Below are 15,422 nucleotides of genomic sequence, written 5' to 3' on the forward strand. Positions count from 1 at the left end.
GCCCCGTCCACCACCGACTTACGCCCGCCCCAGCCGCAGCAGGTCGTCGAGACTCACGGTGCCGCGCTCCGCCTCCAGGTCCCCCGCGAGGCCCAGGAGCAGCAGCGCCGTCGTCCAGGCGTCGCCGAACGCGTGGTGCGACCGTGCCGCCGGCACGCCCAGACGGCGCGCCGCACCGGCGAGCGTCACGTCGGCGCGGGGCCGGCCGGCGCGCTCGTCGAGCCGTCGCAGGAGGGCCAGCGTGTCCAGCACCGCGTCCGGCCGCAGGCCCCACCCGCGCAGGAGGGCGACCTCGAGCGGGGCGTGGTGCGCGACCAGCACCCGCCCCTCCAGCATCGGCGCCAGCTCCCCGCGCACCTCCTCCACCGGTCGTCCGGCGGCCACGACGTCAGGCGTCAGCCCGTGCACGGCCAGCGCCGCGACCGGCACCGGGTCGTGGTGCCGGACCACGGCGTACCCGCACTCCGCGGCGCGCACCCGACCGCCGACGACCCCGACCCAGCCGACCGAGAGCGGCCGCGCGGTCCGCGGGTCCGCGCCCGTGGCCTCGAAGTCCAGCACCAGCAGGTCGGCCTCGCGCCAGTCCACCCGACGAGCGCTCCTCACCGCGGGCTCACCCCAGCATCCCCACGAGGTACGTCGACGCGACGTGCTCCTGCGCCACCCGGACGGCCCGGAAGTACTCCCGCAGCTCCGCGCGTACCCACGGGTCGAGCTCGGTCGGGTCCACGTGGTTGGACAGCGGCTCCCCGGCCGCGAAGAGCTCCGCGTGCCGCTGCAGGCGCAGCCCGAGCGCGAGGGTGTAGCCGGCCCGCAGCGTCCCGGACAGCTCGCGCGACATCGCCCCGGTCTCGGCCGCCGCCACGAGCCGCTCGTCGGTGCCGACCTCGGGGCCGCCCCGCGCCACGGCGGTCAGCCGGGCCAGGTCGGCCACCGGCAGCAGGGCCCCCTTCTTCAGGTCCAGCTGGCCGCGGTGCTCGCCCCGGTGCTCCACGGTCAGCCGGCGCAGGAAGCCCAGCGGTGGTCGGTGCGTCGTGGCGACCCGGGCCAGCCGACCCCGGAAGGTGGCGTCGCGGACCGCTCCGGCCAGGGCGGGCCCCAGCAGGTCGGCCACCGTCACCGAGCCGGTCACCACCCGGGCGTCGAAGACGATCGCGCTCTCCAGCAGGTGGTGCTCGGTCGGTCGGCGCACGAGGGCGTCCAGCCGGGCGTGCCAGCCGGCCATGTCGTGACGCCACAGCGGCTCGGAGGCCATCACCCCGCCCCGGCAGCGCGGGTAGCCCACCCGCTCCAGCGCGTCGGTGACCCACGCCGCGACGGCCGCCCACGCCGCGTCCTGGGTGTCATCGGCACCCTCCGGCAGCACCAGCCCGGTGTCCTGGTCGGTGAGCACCGTCTGCTCGCGGCGCGCCTGGCTGCCGAAGCACAGCCACGCGAAACGCCCCTCGGGCCGGCCGAGGTCGTCGAAGGCCAGGTCGAGCAGCTTGCGCTGGACCCGGTCGGTCACCGTCGCGACCACCCGCCCCGCCTCGTGCGGGCCGGCCCCGTCGCCGAGCATCCGCGCGACCGAACCCGGCAGCTCGGCCATCGCGGCGGCGACCTGGTCGACGCTGCCCGCGCGGTCGACCGCCGCGCGCACCGCGAGGGGGCTGCGCCCCTCCAGCGTCTGCAGGTCGGTCGAGGTCACCATCCCGACGACGCGGTCGCCCTCGGTCACGGGCAGGTGGTGCACGCCCGCGGAGAGCATCTCCAGCTGCGCCTCGGCGCAGGTCACCTCGGCCCCCACCACCAGCGCCGGGTACGACGCCACCTCGGCCACCACGGTGTCGGCCGGTCGCCCCTCGGCGACCAGCCGGGAGCGCAGGTCGCGGTCGGTGAGGACCCCCGGGCCGTCGCGGCCGGCGACGAGGACCGAGGAGACCCGCTGCTCGCGCATCAGGACCGCCGCCTCGCGGCAGGTGACCGAGGGCTCGACCATCAGCACCGGGCTGCTCATCACGGCTCGGACCGGGGTCGCGTGCAGGCGGGTGGTCGACCCGGTGGCGGGTGCCCGCCACGACGGGTCGCGCGCCGCCGACCAGGCCAGGGCGCCCGCACTCTCGTCGAGCCAGGCCACCAGCGCGCTGGTCACCGGCTCGACCCTCGCGGACGGCCCGGGGGCGGCGTACTCCCCCTCGTCGACGACGTCGACCACCGTCCCGGCGGGATCGAGGACGCGCAGCGCCCCGCGCATGACCACCAGCGGTCCGGGCGCGTCCTCGGCCGCCGCGAGGTAGCCCACCTCGATGCCGCGCGCGGCCCCGCGCAGCTGCTGGCGGGGGACGCCCTCGAAGGCGCGACACCCGGCGAGCAGGTCGACGAGGTCGGCGAGGACCTCGGGCGGGAGCCGGTCACCCATGGCGCCATCCTGCCCGCGCCGGGGGTCGACGGGACAGGGACGGAGGTCCCTGCCCGCCGCCCTCGGCGCGGGCCCGGCGTCAGGGCAGGGGCAGCGCCGCGGAGCCCCGCAGCCCGGCCGCGAGGTCGGCCCGCTTGCTGTCGGTGCCGAGCAGCCACGAGCCGTAGGCGTTCAGCTCGGTGTCGAAGTAGGCCGCCGCGACGCCACCGCGGGCGACCATCTGGTGGTAGGTCTTCTCGATCCAGTCCTTGTCGTAGCGGTGGCCCTCGTCGGTGTAGGCCCACTCGGCCATGCCCCAGGCGATGCCGCGGGCGTCGGCCCACTGCTGGATCTTGGCGAAGTACTCGGTGTCGAAGTCCGGCCAGCGCGTGATCGTGGAGCCGTTCTTGCGCACGCCGTACTCGTTGTAGAGGTCGAAGCCGGCGACGTCGACCTTGGTGTCCCGCGGCCACAGGTTCGCCAGGCTGTACTCGGCCTTGCCGAAGAACTGGTTCCAGCCGGTCAGCACCACGGTGTAGGCGACGTTCGGCGCCGCGGAGCGCACGAGCGGCGCGAGCCGCTCCTGCATCCTGCGCCAGGCGTCGATGTCACCGTCGCCCTCGGGCTCGTGGTGGAAGGCGACCCAGACCGGGCCGTCGAGCCGGCTCAGCCGGGTGGCGAGGTCCTTCGCCCAGGCGTCCCCGGCGCCGGCGGCCATCTGCTCCCAGGAGTGGGGCAGCTTGAAGCTGATCCAGGGCAGCCGCCCCGCGGCCAGGTCCGCGGTGGCGTTGCGCACCGCGGAGCTGACGCCGCTGCCGGTGTAGAAGGTGCGCCGGACGCCGAGCCGGCGCCCCAGCTGCCCCTCCAGCACCGCGGGGTCGGAGTTCCCGCCGTAGGTGGCGCCCAGGTAGGCGCCGCAAGCCGGGATACCCCGTTTGGTGTACGTGCAGCCGTTGGTCAGCACCCCGGCGCCCCCGGGCTCGGTCGCCACGGGCTCCTCGGGCTCGGCCGGCACGGTCGGCTCGTCGGGCTCGGCCGGCACGGTCGGCTCGTCGGGCTCGGCCGGCACCGTCGGCTCCTCGGGCTCGGCCGGCACCGTCGGCTCCTCGAGCGGGGTCACCGCCCCGGTGACGCCCAGGTCCACGTCGCGGATGCGCACGTCGACGGTCCCGCCCGTCGCGTCGGCCGCGACGACGACGGTGAGCCTCGAGCCCGCCTCGTCGGTCGTCAGCGGGGTCCGCACCTCGGTCCACTCGCCGCGGGAGAGGCGGACCCGGCTCACCTGCCGCTGCACCAGCTCGTCGCCGACGTGCTCGCGCACGACGACCGCGGCGACGTGGTCCCCGCGCCGGGCTCGGAACCAGGCGCTGCCGTCGACCGGGGTCCCGGTCGGCAACCCCGTCAGGGCCTCGCCGGGCGGGACGTGGACGCGAGCGCGACCGGGGCGGACGGCGCGCACCCGGAGGGTACGGGCGGTCCTGGTGAGCTCGACCCGGCGTGCCGGGACGGCGCGGTAGCCGTCGGTCCTGCGCTCGGCGCCGTCACCACCGCCCGGCGTGACCGCCGGGCTCGGGGTGTCGGGCGGGAGCGAGGTCGCGACGGCCTGGACGCCGCCGAGCAGGAGCGTCCCGCCGACTGCAGCGGCCAGGACGCGGTGGAGGTGCAACATGGGGGATCCTTGCGGAAGACACGACCATCCCGGGCGGGAAGGTCGCGGCACCGTACGAATCCGGACCGGCGCCGCGACGTCGGACGTACCCACAATGGGGTATGACACGGCGGCCCGTCGCGTGCTTGCGCACGGTTCGTCCCGGCCGGGCTACCGCACCCGCTGCACCCGTCCCTCGTCCCACACGGGCCCGTCGGACTCGTAGACCTCGCCGTCGGCTCCGTAGACCAGGAAGCGGTCGAACCCGCGGGCGAACCACCGGTCGTGGGTCACCGCCAGCACCGTGCCCTCGAAGGCCGCCAGGCCCTCCTCGAGCGCCTCGGCCGACTGCACGTCGAGGTTGTCGGTCGGCTCGTCGAGCAGCAGCAGCGTCGCGCCGGAGAGCTCCAGCAGCAGGATCTGGAAGCGCGCCTGCTGACCCCCGGAGAGGGACTCGAAGGTCTGCTCACCGGAGGCGGCCAGCTCGTAGCGGTCCAGCACCCGCGCGGCCTGCTCGCGCCCCATGCCCTGGCGGCCGTCGGGGTGCCCGTCACCGCGGTGCAGGATCTCCAGCAGCGTGCGACCGACCAGCTCGGGGTGGTCGTGGGTCTGCACGAACCACCCCGGCCGCACCCGGGCACCGAGCTTGGCCAGGCCGGTGTGCTCGACGGGCTTGATCGGGTTCTCCCCGACCGGGCGGTTGCCGACCTCGGGGTCGGTGCCGCCCGCGGCCAGGAGCCGCAGGAAGTGCGACTTGCCGGACCCGTTCGAGCCGAGCACGGCCACGCGCTCGCCGTACCAGACCTCCAGGTCGAAGGGGCGCATCAGGCCGGTGAGCTCGAGCCGCTCGCAGACCACCGCACGCTTGCCGGTACGCCCGCCCTTGAGCCGCATCGTCACCTGCTGCTCGCGCGGTTGCGCGGTCGGCGGGCCGGCCTCCTCGAACTTGCGCAGCCGGGTCTGTGCGGCCTTGTAGGCCGCGGCCATCCCGTCGTTGAACTCCGCCTTCACCTTCAGCCGCAGCACCAGCGCCTTGAGCTTGGCGTGCTCCTCGTCCCACCGCTTGCGGAGCTCCTCGAAGCGGGCGAACCGGTCCTTCCTCGCCTGGTGGTACGACGCGAAGCCACCGGGATGGGTCCACACCGTGTTCCCGGCGAACCCGAGCTCCACGGTCACGACCCGGGTCGCGGTGTTGTCGAGCAGCTCGCGGTCGTGGCTGATCATCAGCACGGTCTTGTCGCTAGCGCGCAGCCGCTGCTCGAGCCAGATCTTGCCGGGGACGTCGAGGTAGTTGTCGGGCTCGTCGAGCAGCAGCACCTCGTCGGGGCCGCTGAGCAGCGACTCCAGCACCAGCCGCTTCTGCTCACCGCCGGACAGGGTCGACAGCGCGCGGTACTTCGCGCGCTCGTAGGGCACCCCCAACGACGCGCTGGTGACCACGTCCCAGGTGACCTCGAGGTCGTAGCCGCCGGCGTCGGCGTACTCCGCCAACGCCTCGGCGTAGCGCATCTGGGTGGCCTCCTCGTCGCTGTCCATCAGCGCGAGCTCGAGGCGGTCCACCTCGTCGGCGGCGGCGCGCACCCGCGGCGGGGCGACGCTCCGCAGCAGGTCGGCCACCGTCGGGTCCTCGCCGAGGCCGGCCTTCACGTCCTGGCGCATGACGCCCAGCCCACCGCTGCGCGTCACGACCCCCGCGTGCGGGACGAGGTCGCCGGTGACGATGCGCAGCAGGGTGGTCTTCCCGGCACCGTTGGCGCCGACCAGCGCGACCTTGGCGCCCTCCCCCACCCGGAACGACACGTCGTCGAGCAGCACCCTCCCGTCGGGCAGCTCGTACCTGACCCCGGCGACGTCCACGTGTCCCACGTCCGAGGATTCTCCGCGATCACCCCGCCTGCGGTCACGTCGATATCGCCGGGCCGGGTCTCGCGCCGCCGGCCGGGTCGCTGCACGAGGTGCGAGCGCAGCGAGCCACGAGACCCGAGACGGGGGGTGGCGCGGCGCTTGGTGACCTGCGCCATAGTGACTCCATGCAGCTCGCCCTGTCGCCCGAGGACCAGGCCTTCCGCGAGGAGATGCGGACCTTCTTCACCACCGTGGTGCCGGAGGAGATCCGCACCAAGGTGCTGGAGGGCCGAGAGCTCTCCAAGGAGGAGATCGCCGGCAGCATGAAGCTGCTCGACGACCACGACCTCGCCGTCCCGCACTGGCCCGAGGAGTGGGGCGGGCGCGGCTGGAGCGACCTGCGCCGCCACCTCTACCTCGAGGAGATGCAGGCGGCTGGCTGCCCTGTCCCGCTGGCCTTCAACGCCTCCATGATCGGGCCGGTGCTCGCGCAGTTCGCCAGCCAGGAGATGAAGGAGCGCTTCCTCCCGAAGACCCGCTCCTGCGAGATCTGGTGGTCCCAGGGGTTCTCCGAGCCCGACGCCGGCTCCGACCTCGCGAGCCTGCGCACCAGCGCCGTCAGGGACGGCGACGACTGGGTCGTCAACGGCCAGAAGACCTGGACCACCCTGGGTCAGCACGGCGACTGGATCTTCACCCTCGTGCGCACCGACCCCGAGGTGAAGAAGCAGGCCGGCATCTCCATGCTGCTCATCGACATGACCAGCCCGGGGCTCACGGTCCGCCCGATCGAGCTCATCGACGGCGGCCACGAGGTCAACGAGGTGTGGTTCGAGGACGTCCGCGTCCCCGGCGAGAACCTCGTCGGCGAGCCCGGGCAGGGCTGGACGATGGCCAAGTTCCTCCTCGGCAACGAGCGCGTCGGGGTCGCCCCGGTGGGGGCCACGAAGCACGCCCTGGCCCGCGCCAAGCAGCTGGCAGGTGACCGTCTCCAGGAGCCGCTGCTCGCCGCGCGCGTGGCCGAGCTCGAGAACGAGCTGCTCGCCCTCGAGCTGACCGCGCTGCGCGTGGTCGCCCACTCCGCCGACGGCGAGCCCCACCCGGCCTCCAGCGTGCTCAAGCTCAGGGGCACCGAGCTGCAGCAGGCCGTCACCGAGCTGCTCGTCGACCTGGCCGGGCCGGCCGGACTCGCCAGCGGCACCGCGGAGGGCGCCCTGCCCGACTGGGTGCACCGGACGGTCCCGACGTACCTCAACTACCGCAAGGCCTCCATCTACGGCGGCTCCAACGAGGTGCAGCGCCAGATCATCGCCCGCACCATCCTCGGACTCTGAGAGGCAGACAGTCATGGACTTCACCTACGACGACGAGCAGGACGCCCTGCGCGACGCGGTCCGCGGGCTGCTGGGCAAGGCCTACTCCGACTTCGAGCAGCGCCGCCAGACCTGCAAGGCCGACCCCGGCTTCAGCGAGCAGGTCTGGTCGCAGATGGCCGAGATGGGCCTGCTGGGGCTGCCGTTCTCGGAGGAGGACGGCGGTGTCGGCGCCGGCCCGGTCGAGATCGCGATCGTGTGCCAGGAGATCGGTCGCGTCATCGCGCCCGAGCCCTACCTGCAGGCGGTCGTCCTGGCGGGCGGGCTCGTGCAGGCCTGCGGCACCCCCGAGCAGCGCCAGGACGTCCTCGGCGCCCTGGCCGGCGGCGAGCGGCTGCTGGCCTTCGCCCACGACGAGCCCGGCTCGCGGTGGGCCCCCACCGCGTCGGCGGTCACCGCCGCCCAGGACGGCGACTCCTGGTCGCTGACCGGCACCAAGGAGCCGGTCGTCCAGGGCGCGCGCGCCGACCAGCTGGTCGTCAGCGCCGCCCTGCCCGACGGCGGCACGGGGCTGTTCCTCGTCGACGCCGACGCCATCGAGCGCACCGACTACCCGACGTACGACGGTGGGCGGGCCGCGCAGGTCACCTTCGACGCGACCCCGGCGACCCCGTTGGGCGAGCCGGGCCGCGACCTGGCCGGCAGCATCGCGACGGTCCAGGACATCGCCCGGATCATGGCGGCCAACATCGCCGTCGGTGCGATGGAGACCGCGTTGCGCACGACCAGCGGCTACCTCACCAGTCGCAAGCAGTTCGGGGTCACCCTCAACACCTTCCAGGCGCTGACCTTCCGGGCCGCCGACATGTACGTCTCCCTGGAGCTGGCCACGAGCGTGGTCTCCTGGGCCACCATGGTGCTGCAGACCGGGGACGTCGCCCGGGTGCGCGACGCCGCCGCCCGGGCCGGCCTCCAGGCCAGCCGGGCCGGGCGCCACATCGGTCAGGAGGCGATCCAGCTGCACGGCGGCATCGGCATGACCGCCGAGTACTCCGTCGGCTCCTACACCGCCGTGCTCACCGCGCTCGACCACCTGCTGGGCGACGGCGACCACCACCTCGTCGACCTGGCCGGGTCCGTGGCCGACCACGGCGCCATCGACCCGCTCGCCGTCGGCTGAGGCCGGGGACCACCACGATGACCGAGACGACCGGGACGCACCCCGACCTCGACCCCGCCACCGGTGCGCTGCTGGCGTTCCTGGCCGCGGCCGGCACCCCGCCGATGTCGCAGCAGACGCCCGAGCAGGCGCGCGCGGGGTTCCGCACGCTCGCCGTCGACCTGCGTGACGACTCGCTGCTGCCACCGATGGCGGAGGTCCGCGACGTCGAGGTCCCCGGTGGCGCCGGCCCCCGGCCCGCCCGGGTCTACCGGCCGCACGCCGAGGGCCCGCTGCCCACCGTGCTCTTCCTGCACGGCGGCGGCTTCGTCATCGGCGACCTCGACACCCACGACCTGACCTGCCGCACCATCGCCGAGCACAGCCGCGCGGTCGTCGTCTCCCTCGACTACCGCCTGGCTCCCGAGCATCCGTTCCCGGCCGCGGTCGAGGACACGCTGGCGGCCGCCGAGTGGCTCGTGGAGCACACCGGCGACCTCGGCGGTGACCACCGCACCGCCGTGGCCGGCGACTCCGCCGGCGGCAACCTCGCCGCCGTCACCGCCCAGCACCTGCGCGACCGCGGGCACGACCTCACCGCCCAGCTGCTGATCTACCCCGTCACCGAGATGGGTGCCGACACCGACTCCTTCCGCGACAACGCCGAGGGCTACTTCCTCGACGCCGACACGATGCTCTGGTTCGGCGCCCAGTACGCCGGTCCCGCCGGCGTGGACCCGAGCGACCCACGCCTCTCACCCCGCCACGGCGACCTGGCCGGGCTGGCGCCCGCGGTCGTCGTCACGGCCCAGTTCGACCCGCTGCGCGACGACGGCGACGGCTACGCACGAGCCCTCACCGACGCCGGCGTCCGGGTCGAGCACCGGCAGTTCCCGGGCCTGATCCACGGGTTCGTCGACATGGGGCGCCACTCCCCCGCGGCCGACGCGGCGGTGCTGGAGACCTGCCGGCTCTTCGGGGACCTCCTGCACCGCTGACCCGGGTGGGACAGATCACGGCGGAGCAGGGTCGTGGCTGGTTGGATGGCGGGATGCACGACTGGAACGCACTGCTCACCGCCGCCACCGGCCGCGTCGCCCGGCTGATCGACGAGGTGGACCTCACCGCGTCGGTGCCGGCCTGCCCGGAGTGGTGCGTGGCCGACCTCGTCGAGCACCTCGGCGGGGTCCACCAGTGGGCGCGGCACGCGGTGGTCGAGGGGACCCCCGAGGGTCGCCCGGAGGACGCGCCGACCGACCTCAGCGAGCTCGCCGCGTGGTACGCCGGTCACGCCGGTGACCTCGTCGAGACCCTCGCCACCACCGACCCCACGGCGCCCGCCTGGACGTTCGGCCGCGGTGTCGGCACCGCGGGCTGGTGGGCGCGCCGCCAGACCCACGAGGCCTCCATGCACACCTACGACCTGCTCTCCGCCGCCGGGCGGGACGCGGAGTGGCAGCCCGACCCGGCCGTGGCGTGGGACGGCGTCCGCGAGGTCCAGGACACCTTCTACCTGCGCCAGGTCAAGATGGCCCGCACCGAGCCGCTGCCGGGCACCCTGGTGCTCGAGGCCACCGACGTACCCGCCGAGGCCCCCGGGGCCGGTCCGGTCCGGATCGGCGACGGCGAGCCGCACGTCCACCTGCGCGGCACCGCCCGCGAGCTGCTGCTCCTGCTCTGGCACCGTTCCGAGACCCAGGACCCCGAGGCCGCGGCGCTGCTGCAGCACGCCATCACCCCCTGACGACCCCGAGAGGTCGCTCGCGCACGGTCAGCCGCGCCGGGTCTCCAGGATCCGGAAGCCCTTCGCCGACGCCAACCTGGTCGTCGGCCAGCCCTGCTCGCCCAGCCAGCGCTGCAGCGAGTCGGCCCCGAGGTTCTTCCCGACCACCATCACCGCGCGGCCGCCCGGCGCCAGCCGAGGCAGCCAGGTCAGGAGGAGGTCGTGCAGCGCCTGCTTGCCGACCCGGATGGGCGGGTTGGACCAGATCTCGTCGTACGTCGTCGTCGGCTCGACCTGCTCGGGCAGGACCGCCCGGTAGCGCTCGGCCACCCCGAGGGCGGCGGCGTTCTCGCGGGCCAGCAGCAGCGCCCGCTCGTTGACGTCGACGGCCGTGACCCGCACGGCGGGTGAGGCGACGGCCGCCGCCAGGCCGATCAGCCCGTAGCCGCAGCCGAGGTCGAGGACGTGGCCCTGCGTGGGCGCCTCGGTCTCGCGGAAGAGCACCGCGGTGCCCACGTCGACGCGTCCCCGCGCGAAGACCCCGGACCCGGAGTCGAGGGTGAGGTCGACGCCCCAGACGGACGCCCTGACCGGCTCCCGCCGGAAGGCGACACTGGGGTCGGCGGTGAAGTAGTGCTCGTCGTCGGTCATGCCTGGCCCTCCTGCGCCGTGTCGGCCAACGGCAGCCGGCGGGCCCGGGTCTGCTCGGCGCGCTCGGCCAGCTCGTCGTCCGCGGGGTAGCCGACCTCCTCGAGGGTCAGCCCGTGCGCGTGCGCGACCGTCACCTCCGGCGACCGGCTCGTGGACCCGAGCACCTCGGCCGGCCAGCCCACGTCGCGGCGGCCCTCCCCGACGGCCAGCAGGCACCCCACCAGCGCCCGGACCATCGAGTGGCAGAACGCGTCGGCCCGCACGGTGGCCTCCAGCACCCCGTCGGTGCGCCGTGCCCAAGTGAGGTCGAGCAGGGTGCGGACGGTGGTCGCCCCCTCGCGCTGCTTGCAGAAGGCCGCGAAGTCGTGGAGGCCGACCAGCGGCGCGGAGGCCGCCTGCAACGCCTCGAGCGAGAGCGGTCGGCGCCAGGCCAGGACGTGGGACCTGGTGAGCGGGTCGACCGCCGCCGCCTGGTCGGCCACCCGGTAGACGTAGCGGCGCCAGGTCGCGGAGAACCGTGCGTCGAAGCCCTCCGGCGCCCGGCTCACCGCCCGGACGACCACGTCCGGGGGGAGGATGCCGCCGAGTCGGCGCACCAGTGCCTCCAGCGGCGGCTCGGGCGAGCGCCCCGCCGAGGCCGCCAGCTCCTCGGGGGTCGTGTCCACGTGCAGCACCTGGCCGCGTGCGTGCACGCCCGTGTCGGTCCGACCCGCGCACACGACGGGCACCCGCCGCAGCGTCCCGTCGGCCTCCCGGCGTCGCAGCGCGACGGCCAGGGCCTGCTCCACCTCGCCCTGCACGGTGCGCAGGCCGGGCTGGGCGGCCCACCCGTGGAAGCCGCCACCGTCGTAGGCGAGGTCGATCCGCAGGCGCACGGCCCCATCCTCGCGCAGGCCGGACCCGTCCGGCACATCGAGCCTCGGCTGCGTCTCCGGTCTCAGAGCTCGGTGCGGTACGGCGGGTCGGCCCCGGGCCGCGACACCGTCACCGCTGCGGCACGCGCCGCGTGGGTGAGCAGGTCGGTCACGACGTCGTCGGCGAGCACGGGCAGCCGACCCCCGAGCAGGCCGTGGGTCCACAGCCCGTCCACCAGCGCGGCCGCGAAGGTGTCGCCCGCACCGATGGTGTCGGCGACCGTCACCGGGCGGGAGGCCACGTCGACACGACGGTCGGCCTCCACCCAGCTCGCACCGTCACCGCCCCGGGTCACCACGACGGCACGTGGCCCGAGACCCGCGAGCCGCCCGGCCGCCTCGTCCACCGTCAGGTCGGGCCAGAGGACCTCGAGGTCCTCGTCGCTGACCTTGACCACGTCGACCAGCGAGACCAGGGCCTCCACGGTGGCGACGACCTCCGGCCCGGTGCCGGTGATCGACGGGCGGGCATTGACGTCGTAGGTGATGGTCGCCGCGGCACGCTGCCGCTCGACCAGCGCCCGCACGTCCTCGGCCCCCGGCGACAGCACGGCTCCCAGCGAGCACACGTGCACGGCCAGCGGCCGGGGCTCCGCGGGGACCTCCCCGAGCTGCCAGTCCACGTCGAACTCGTACGACGCCGCGCCGTCCGGGCCGATCGTGGCCACGGCCGAGGACGTCCTCGCCACCACGTTGGGGTCCGACGCCAGGGACACCCCCGCCGTGGAGAGGTGGTCGGCCAGCATGCCGCCGTACTCGTCCTCGGCGAAGGCCGTCGAGAAGCGCACGGGCCGTCCCAGCCGGGCCAGCGCGACCGCGACGTTGGCCGCGCTGCCACCGGCGCGCTCGTTCACCGACCCGTCGCCCGCGTGCACCACGTCGACCAGCGCCTCACCCACCACCAGCACGTCCGGTTCCATGCCCGGTGTCTAGCACGTTGCCTACCCTGGGGCGGTGAGCGTCCTGCCCCTCGACCCGTCCTCGACCGAGCCGCCCTTCGAGCAGCTGCGCCGCCAGGTGGCCTCCCGCGTCGCGCGCGGCGACCTCCCCGCAGGGACGAAGCTCCCCACGGTGCGGGGCCTCGCCACGGAGCTGGGGCTCTCCGCGGGCACGGTCGCGCGGGCCTACAAGGAGCTCGAGGCCGACGGGGTCGTCGTCACCGAGGGCCGGCGCGGCACGTTCGTCCGCAGCAGCGGCGCGGCGTCGTCGCCCGGCGCCGCGGCCGCCGCAGCGACGTACGCCGCCGAGGCCCGTCGACTCGGGCTGGGCCTGGACGAGGCGACGCGGCTGCTGGCCGACGTCTGGTCACCGACCCACTGACCGGGTCGTGCCCCTGAGCGGGCGCCATGGCGCCCGCTCAGGGGCACGACTGCCCGGCGGTGCGGGACGATCAGCGGCGCTTGAGCCAGAACCGGTGCTTCCCGACGGCGTACTCCGTCTGGTCGTAGCCGTCGCGGTTCGTCAGCACCCCGCGGACCGTGAACTTCCCGGCCTCCACGGCGCTGCGGCACACCGAGAAGGTGGTCCGGCCCTTGCGGGGCGACGTCACGCCGTGCACGGAGACCGAGGCGACGTCGGCGCCCGAGCGGTCACGCACGATGAGGTCCAGCAGCCAGTCCTCACCCGCGTGCTTGACCTTGTAGCGCACCGGGTAGTCGCGGCACCCGCGCTTGAGGGTGCCGTCGGAGGCCTTGGCCGACGCGGTCGGCACCTCGGCGCTCTCCGAGCCGGCGATGGCGGTCAGGATCGTGCCGTCCAGCGAGGTCGTGGACGCAGTGGCCGCGGTGGCCGACGAGGTGCCCAGGAGCACGGCGACGGCGATGGCGACGAGCAGGGAACGCAGCGAGTAGGTCATGCTCAGTCAACGCTCGTGCACCCAGAAGGTGAGGCGAGACGCCGCCCACACCCCCCGTGCGACCCCCGCCACATGCCACCCGTTCCACCCCGTCCCAACACGCCGAACCGGCGTATTGATACGCCGGCTCGACCCCCCACACCCGCCGAACCGGCGTATTGATACGCCGGCTCGACCCGCCCAGGCCGCCCGGAGACGACGAACGCCCCACCCGACGTGCGGATGGGGCGCTCGTACGACGCGACGTGGCTCAGGCCTTGTCGGACTCCTCAGCGGACTCCTCGGCCGGCTCCTCGGTCGCCTCGGCCTCGGGGGCCTCGGTCTCCTCGGCAGCAGCCTCGGGGGCCCCGGTCTCCTCGACCGGGGTCTCCTCGGTGGTCTCCTCGGCCACGGCCTCCTCCACCGGGGCGGCGGGGGCGGCCGGGGCAGCCTTGGGCGCCTTCGGGGAGTAGGCCTCGGTCACCAGCTCGATGACGGCCATGGGGGCGTTGTCACCCTTGCGGGGGCCGATCTTGGTGATGCGGGTGTAGCCGCCGGGGCGCTCGGAGAAGGTCGGAGCGATCTCGGTGAACAGGACGTGCACGACACCCTTGTCACGGATGGTCTTGAGGACCTCGCGACGGTTGTGCAGGTCGCCCTTCTTGGCCTTGGTGATCAGCTTCTCCGCCAGCGGACGCAGCGCACGGGCGCGCGACTCGGTGGTGGTGATCCGGCCGTTCTCGAACAGGGCGGTGGCCAGGTTCGACAGGATCAGGCGCTGGTGGGCGGGGCTGCCGCCGAGGCGGGGACCCTTGGTGGGCTTGGGCATGTCTCTCTCTTCTCTCCGGCCGTGTCAGGTACCGGGGTAGACGACCGGCGGGTGCCGGTCGATTTGGCCGGGGCCGCGGTCGCGGCCCCGGCGGATCGATCAGGTGGTGCTCAGTACTGCTCGTCCTCGACGAAGGCGTCATCGTCGTCGTCGCCGTAGGCGGCGAGCGCGGCGTGCGGGTCGAAGCCGGGGGCGCTGTCCTTGAGGGACAGACCCATCTCGACCAGCTTGGCCTTGACCTCGTCGATCGACTTCGCACCGAAGTTGCGGATGTCGAGGAGGTCCTGCTCCGAGCGACCGATGAGCTCACCCACGGTGTGGATGCCCTCGCGCTTGAGGCAGTTGTAGGACCGGACGGTCAGCTGCAGGTCCTCGACCGGGAGGGCGAGGTCGGCGGCCAGCTGCTCGTCGACCGGCGAGGGGCCGATGTCGATGCCCTCGGCCTCGACGTTGAGCTCACGGGCCAGGCCGAAGAGCTCGACCAGGGTCTTGCCGGCCGAGGCCAGCGCGTCGCGGGGACGGATCGAGGGCTTGGTCTCGACGTCGATGACCAGCTTGTCGAAGTCGGTGCGCTGCTCGACTCGGGTGGCCTCGACCTTGTAGGTCACCTTCAGCACGGGGCTGTAGATCGAGTCGACTGGCATCCGGCCGATCTCGTTGTCGGCACCCTTGTTCTGGACCGCCGAGACGTAGCCACGGCCGCGCTCGACGACGAGCTCCATCTCCAGCTTGCCCTTGTCGGACAGGGTGGCGATCTTCAGGTCGGGGTTGTGCACCTCGACGCCGGCCGGGGGCGCGATGTCGGCGGCGGTGACGTCACCGGCACCGGACTTGCGCAGGTACATCGTGACGGGCTCGTCGTGCTCGGAGGAGACGACCAGGGCCTTGAGGTTGAGGATGACCTCGGTGACGTCCTCCTTGACACCCTCCACGGTGGAGAACTCGTGCAGGACGTTGTCGATCTTGATGCTCGTGACCGAGGCACCGGGGATCGAGGACAGCAGCGTGCGGCGGAGCGAGTTGCCGAGGGTGTAGCCGAAGCCGGGCTCCAGAGGCTCGATGACGAACCGCGAGCGGTACTCGTCGACGGTCTCTTCCGACAGGGTGGGGCGCTGTGCGATGAGCACTT

General features: G+C 74.0%; 15 protein-coding genes. 5 read left to right on the forward strand and 10 right to left on the reverse strand.

The window, feature by feature from the left end; all coding sequences use genetic code 11:
* Positions 1-18: 18 nt before the first annotated feature.
* From BKA05_RS14005 to BKA05_RS14020, 4 genes are all read right to left on the reverse strand, one after another.
* The gene (locus tag BKA05_RS14005) at positions 19-606 is read right to left on the reverse strand and encodes an exonuclease domain-containing protein (protein ID WP_179531975.1); all 588 of its coding nucleotides are present in this window, start codon (positions 604-606) and stop codon (positions 19-21) included.
* A gap of 7 nt (positions 607-613) precedes the next feature.
* Positions 614-2,398, reverse strand: coding sequence for a DUF294 nucleotidyltransferase-like domain-containing protein (locus tag BKA05_RS14010; RefSeq protein ID WP_179531976.1), 1,785 nt, complete (start codon positions 2,396-2,398; stop codon positions 614-616).
* 79 nt (positions 2,399-2,477) lie between these two features.
* Positions 2,478-4,046 carry a cellulase family glycosylhydrolase gene (locus BKA05_RS14015; RefSeq protein WP_179531977.1) on the reverse strand — a complete coding sequence of 523 codons (1,569 nt, stop codon included), beginning with the start codon at positions 4,044-4,046 and terminating at the stop codon, positions 2,478-2,480.
* A 150-nt stretch (positions 4,047-4,196) separates the two neighbouring features.
* Complete coding sequence (locus tag BKA05_RS14020; protein ID WP_179531978.1) at positions 4,197-5,891, reverse strand: ATP-binding cassette domain-containing protein; 1,695 nt, start codon at positions 5,889-5,891, stop codon at positions 4,197-4,199.
* 164 nt (positions 5,892-6,055) lie between these two features.
* Between BKA05_RS14020 and BKA05_RS14025 the strand changes: the two genes are divergently transcribed.
* The 4 genes from BKA05_RS14025 to BKA05_RS14040 are packed head-to-tail and all read left to right on the forward strand — an operon-like array spanning position 6,056 to position 10,086.
* Entirely contained in the window at positions 6,056-7,204 is a 1,149-nt protein-coding gene (locus tag BKA05_RS14025) for an acyl-CoA dehydrogenase family protein (protein ID WP_179531979.1), read from the forward strand.
* A 13-nt stretch (positions 7,205-7,217) separates the two neighbouring features.
* Positions 7,218-8,363, forward strand: coding sequence for an acyl-CoA dehydrogenase family protein (locus BKA05_RS14030; protein ID WP_179531980.1), 1,146 nt, complete (start codon positions 7,218-7,220; stop codon positions 8,361-8,363).
* A 17-nt stretch (positions 8,364-8,380) separates the two neighbouring features.
* A complete protein-coding gene (locus BKA05_RS14035) occupies positions 8,381-9,340 on the forward strand; it encodes an alpha/beta hydrolase (RefSeq protein ID WP_179531981.1) in 960 nt (319 codons plus the stop codon).
* Between the two features lie 53 nt (positions 9,341-9,393).
* Positions 9,394-10,086 carry a maleylpyruvate isomerase family mycothiol-dependent enzyme gene (locus BKA05_RS14040; protein ID WP_179531982.1) on the forward strand — a complete coding sequence of 231 codons (693 nt, stop codon included), beginning with the start codon at positions 9,394-9,396 and terminating at the stop codon, positions 10,084-10,086.
* Between the two features lie 27 nt (positions 10,087-10,113).
* Here BKA05_RS14040 and BKA05_RS14045 read toward each other — a convergent pair whose 3' ends face one another.
* The 3 genes from BKA05_RS14045 to BKA05_RS14055 all read right to left on the reverse strand — a co-directional run bounded on the left by BKA05_RS14045 (position 10,114) and on the right by BKA05_RS14055 (position 12,550).
* Positions 10,114-10,716: a class I SAM-dependent methyltransferase gene (locus BKA05_RS14045; protein ID WP_179531983.1), complete on the reverse strand. Its 603-nt coding sequence runs from the start codon at positions 10,714-10,716 to the stop codon at positions 10,114-10,116.
* Entirely contained in the window at positions 10,713-11,591 is an 879-nt protein-coding gene (gene truA, locus BKA05_RS14050) for a tRNA pseudouridine(38-40) synthase TruA (protein WP_179531984.1), read from the reverse strand. The genes BKA05_RS14045 and truA overlap by 4 nt, the downstream gene beginning before the upstream one ends.
* Before the next feature lie 62 nt (positions 11,592-11,653).
* Positions 11,654-12,550 (reverse strand): carbohydrate kinase family protein, encoded by an 897-nt coding sequence (locus BKA05_RS14055; RefSeq protein ID WP_179531985.1) that lies wholly within the window; start codon positions 12,548-12,550, stop codon positions 11,654-11,656.
* A gap of 34 nt (positions 12,551-12,584) precedes the next feature.
* On the opposite strand from BKA05_RS14055, the gene BKA05_RS14060 reads away from it, so the two are divergent.
* On the forward strand, positions 12,585-12,950 hold the full coding sequence (locus BKA05_RS14060; protein WP_179531986.1) for a GntR family transcriptional regulator: 366 nt from the start codon (positions 12,585-12,587) through the stop codon (positions 12,948-12,950).
* Between the two features lie 70 nt (positions 12,951-13,020).
* On the opposite strand, the gene BKA05_RS14065 is transcribed toward BKA05_RS14060, so the two are convergent.
* From BKA05_RS14065 to BKA05_RS14075, 3 genes are all read right to left on the reverse strand, one after another.
* Positions 13,021-13,485, reverse strand: coding sequence for a hypothetical protein (locus BKA05_RS14065; protein ID WP_179531987.1), 465 nt, complete (start codon positions 13,483-13,485; stop codon positions 13,021-13,023).
* Positions 13,486-13,735: 250 nt separating this feature from the next.
* Complete coding sequence (rplQ, locus tag BKA05_RS14070; protein WP_179531988.1) at positions 13,736-14,293, reverse strand: 50S ribosomal protein L17; 558 nt, start codon at positions 14,291-14,293, stop codon at positions 13,736-13,738.
* Between the two features lie 110 nt (positions 14,294-14,403).
* Positions 14,404-15,420, reverse strand: coding sequence for a DNA-directed RNA polymerase subunit alpha (locus tag BKA05_RS14075; protein ID WP_179531989.1), 1,017 nt, complete (start codon positions 15,418-15,420; stop codon positions 14,404-14,406).
* Between the last annotated feature and the right edge of the window lie 2 nt (positions 15,421-15,422).

Origin of the sequence: Nocardioides marinus, from assembly GCF_013408145.1 — a bacterium.
GTDB classification, from domain to species: domain Bacteria; phylum Actinomycetota; class Actinomycetes; order Propionibacteriales; family Nocardioidaceae; genus Nocardioides; species Nocardioides marinus.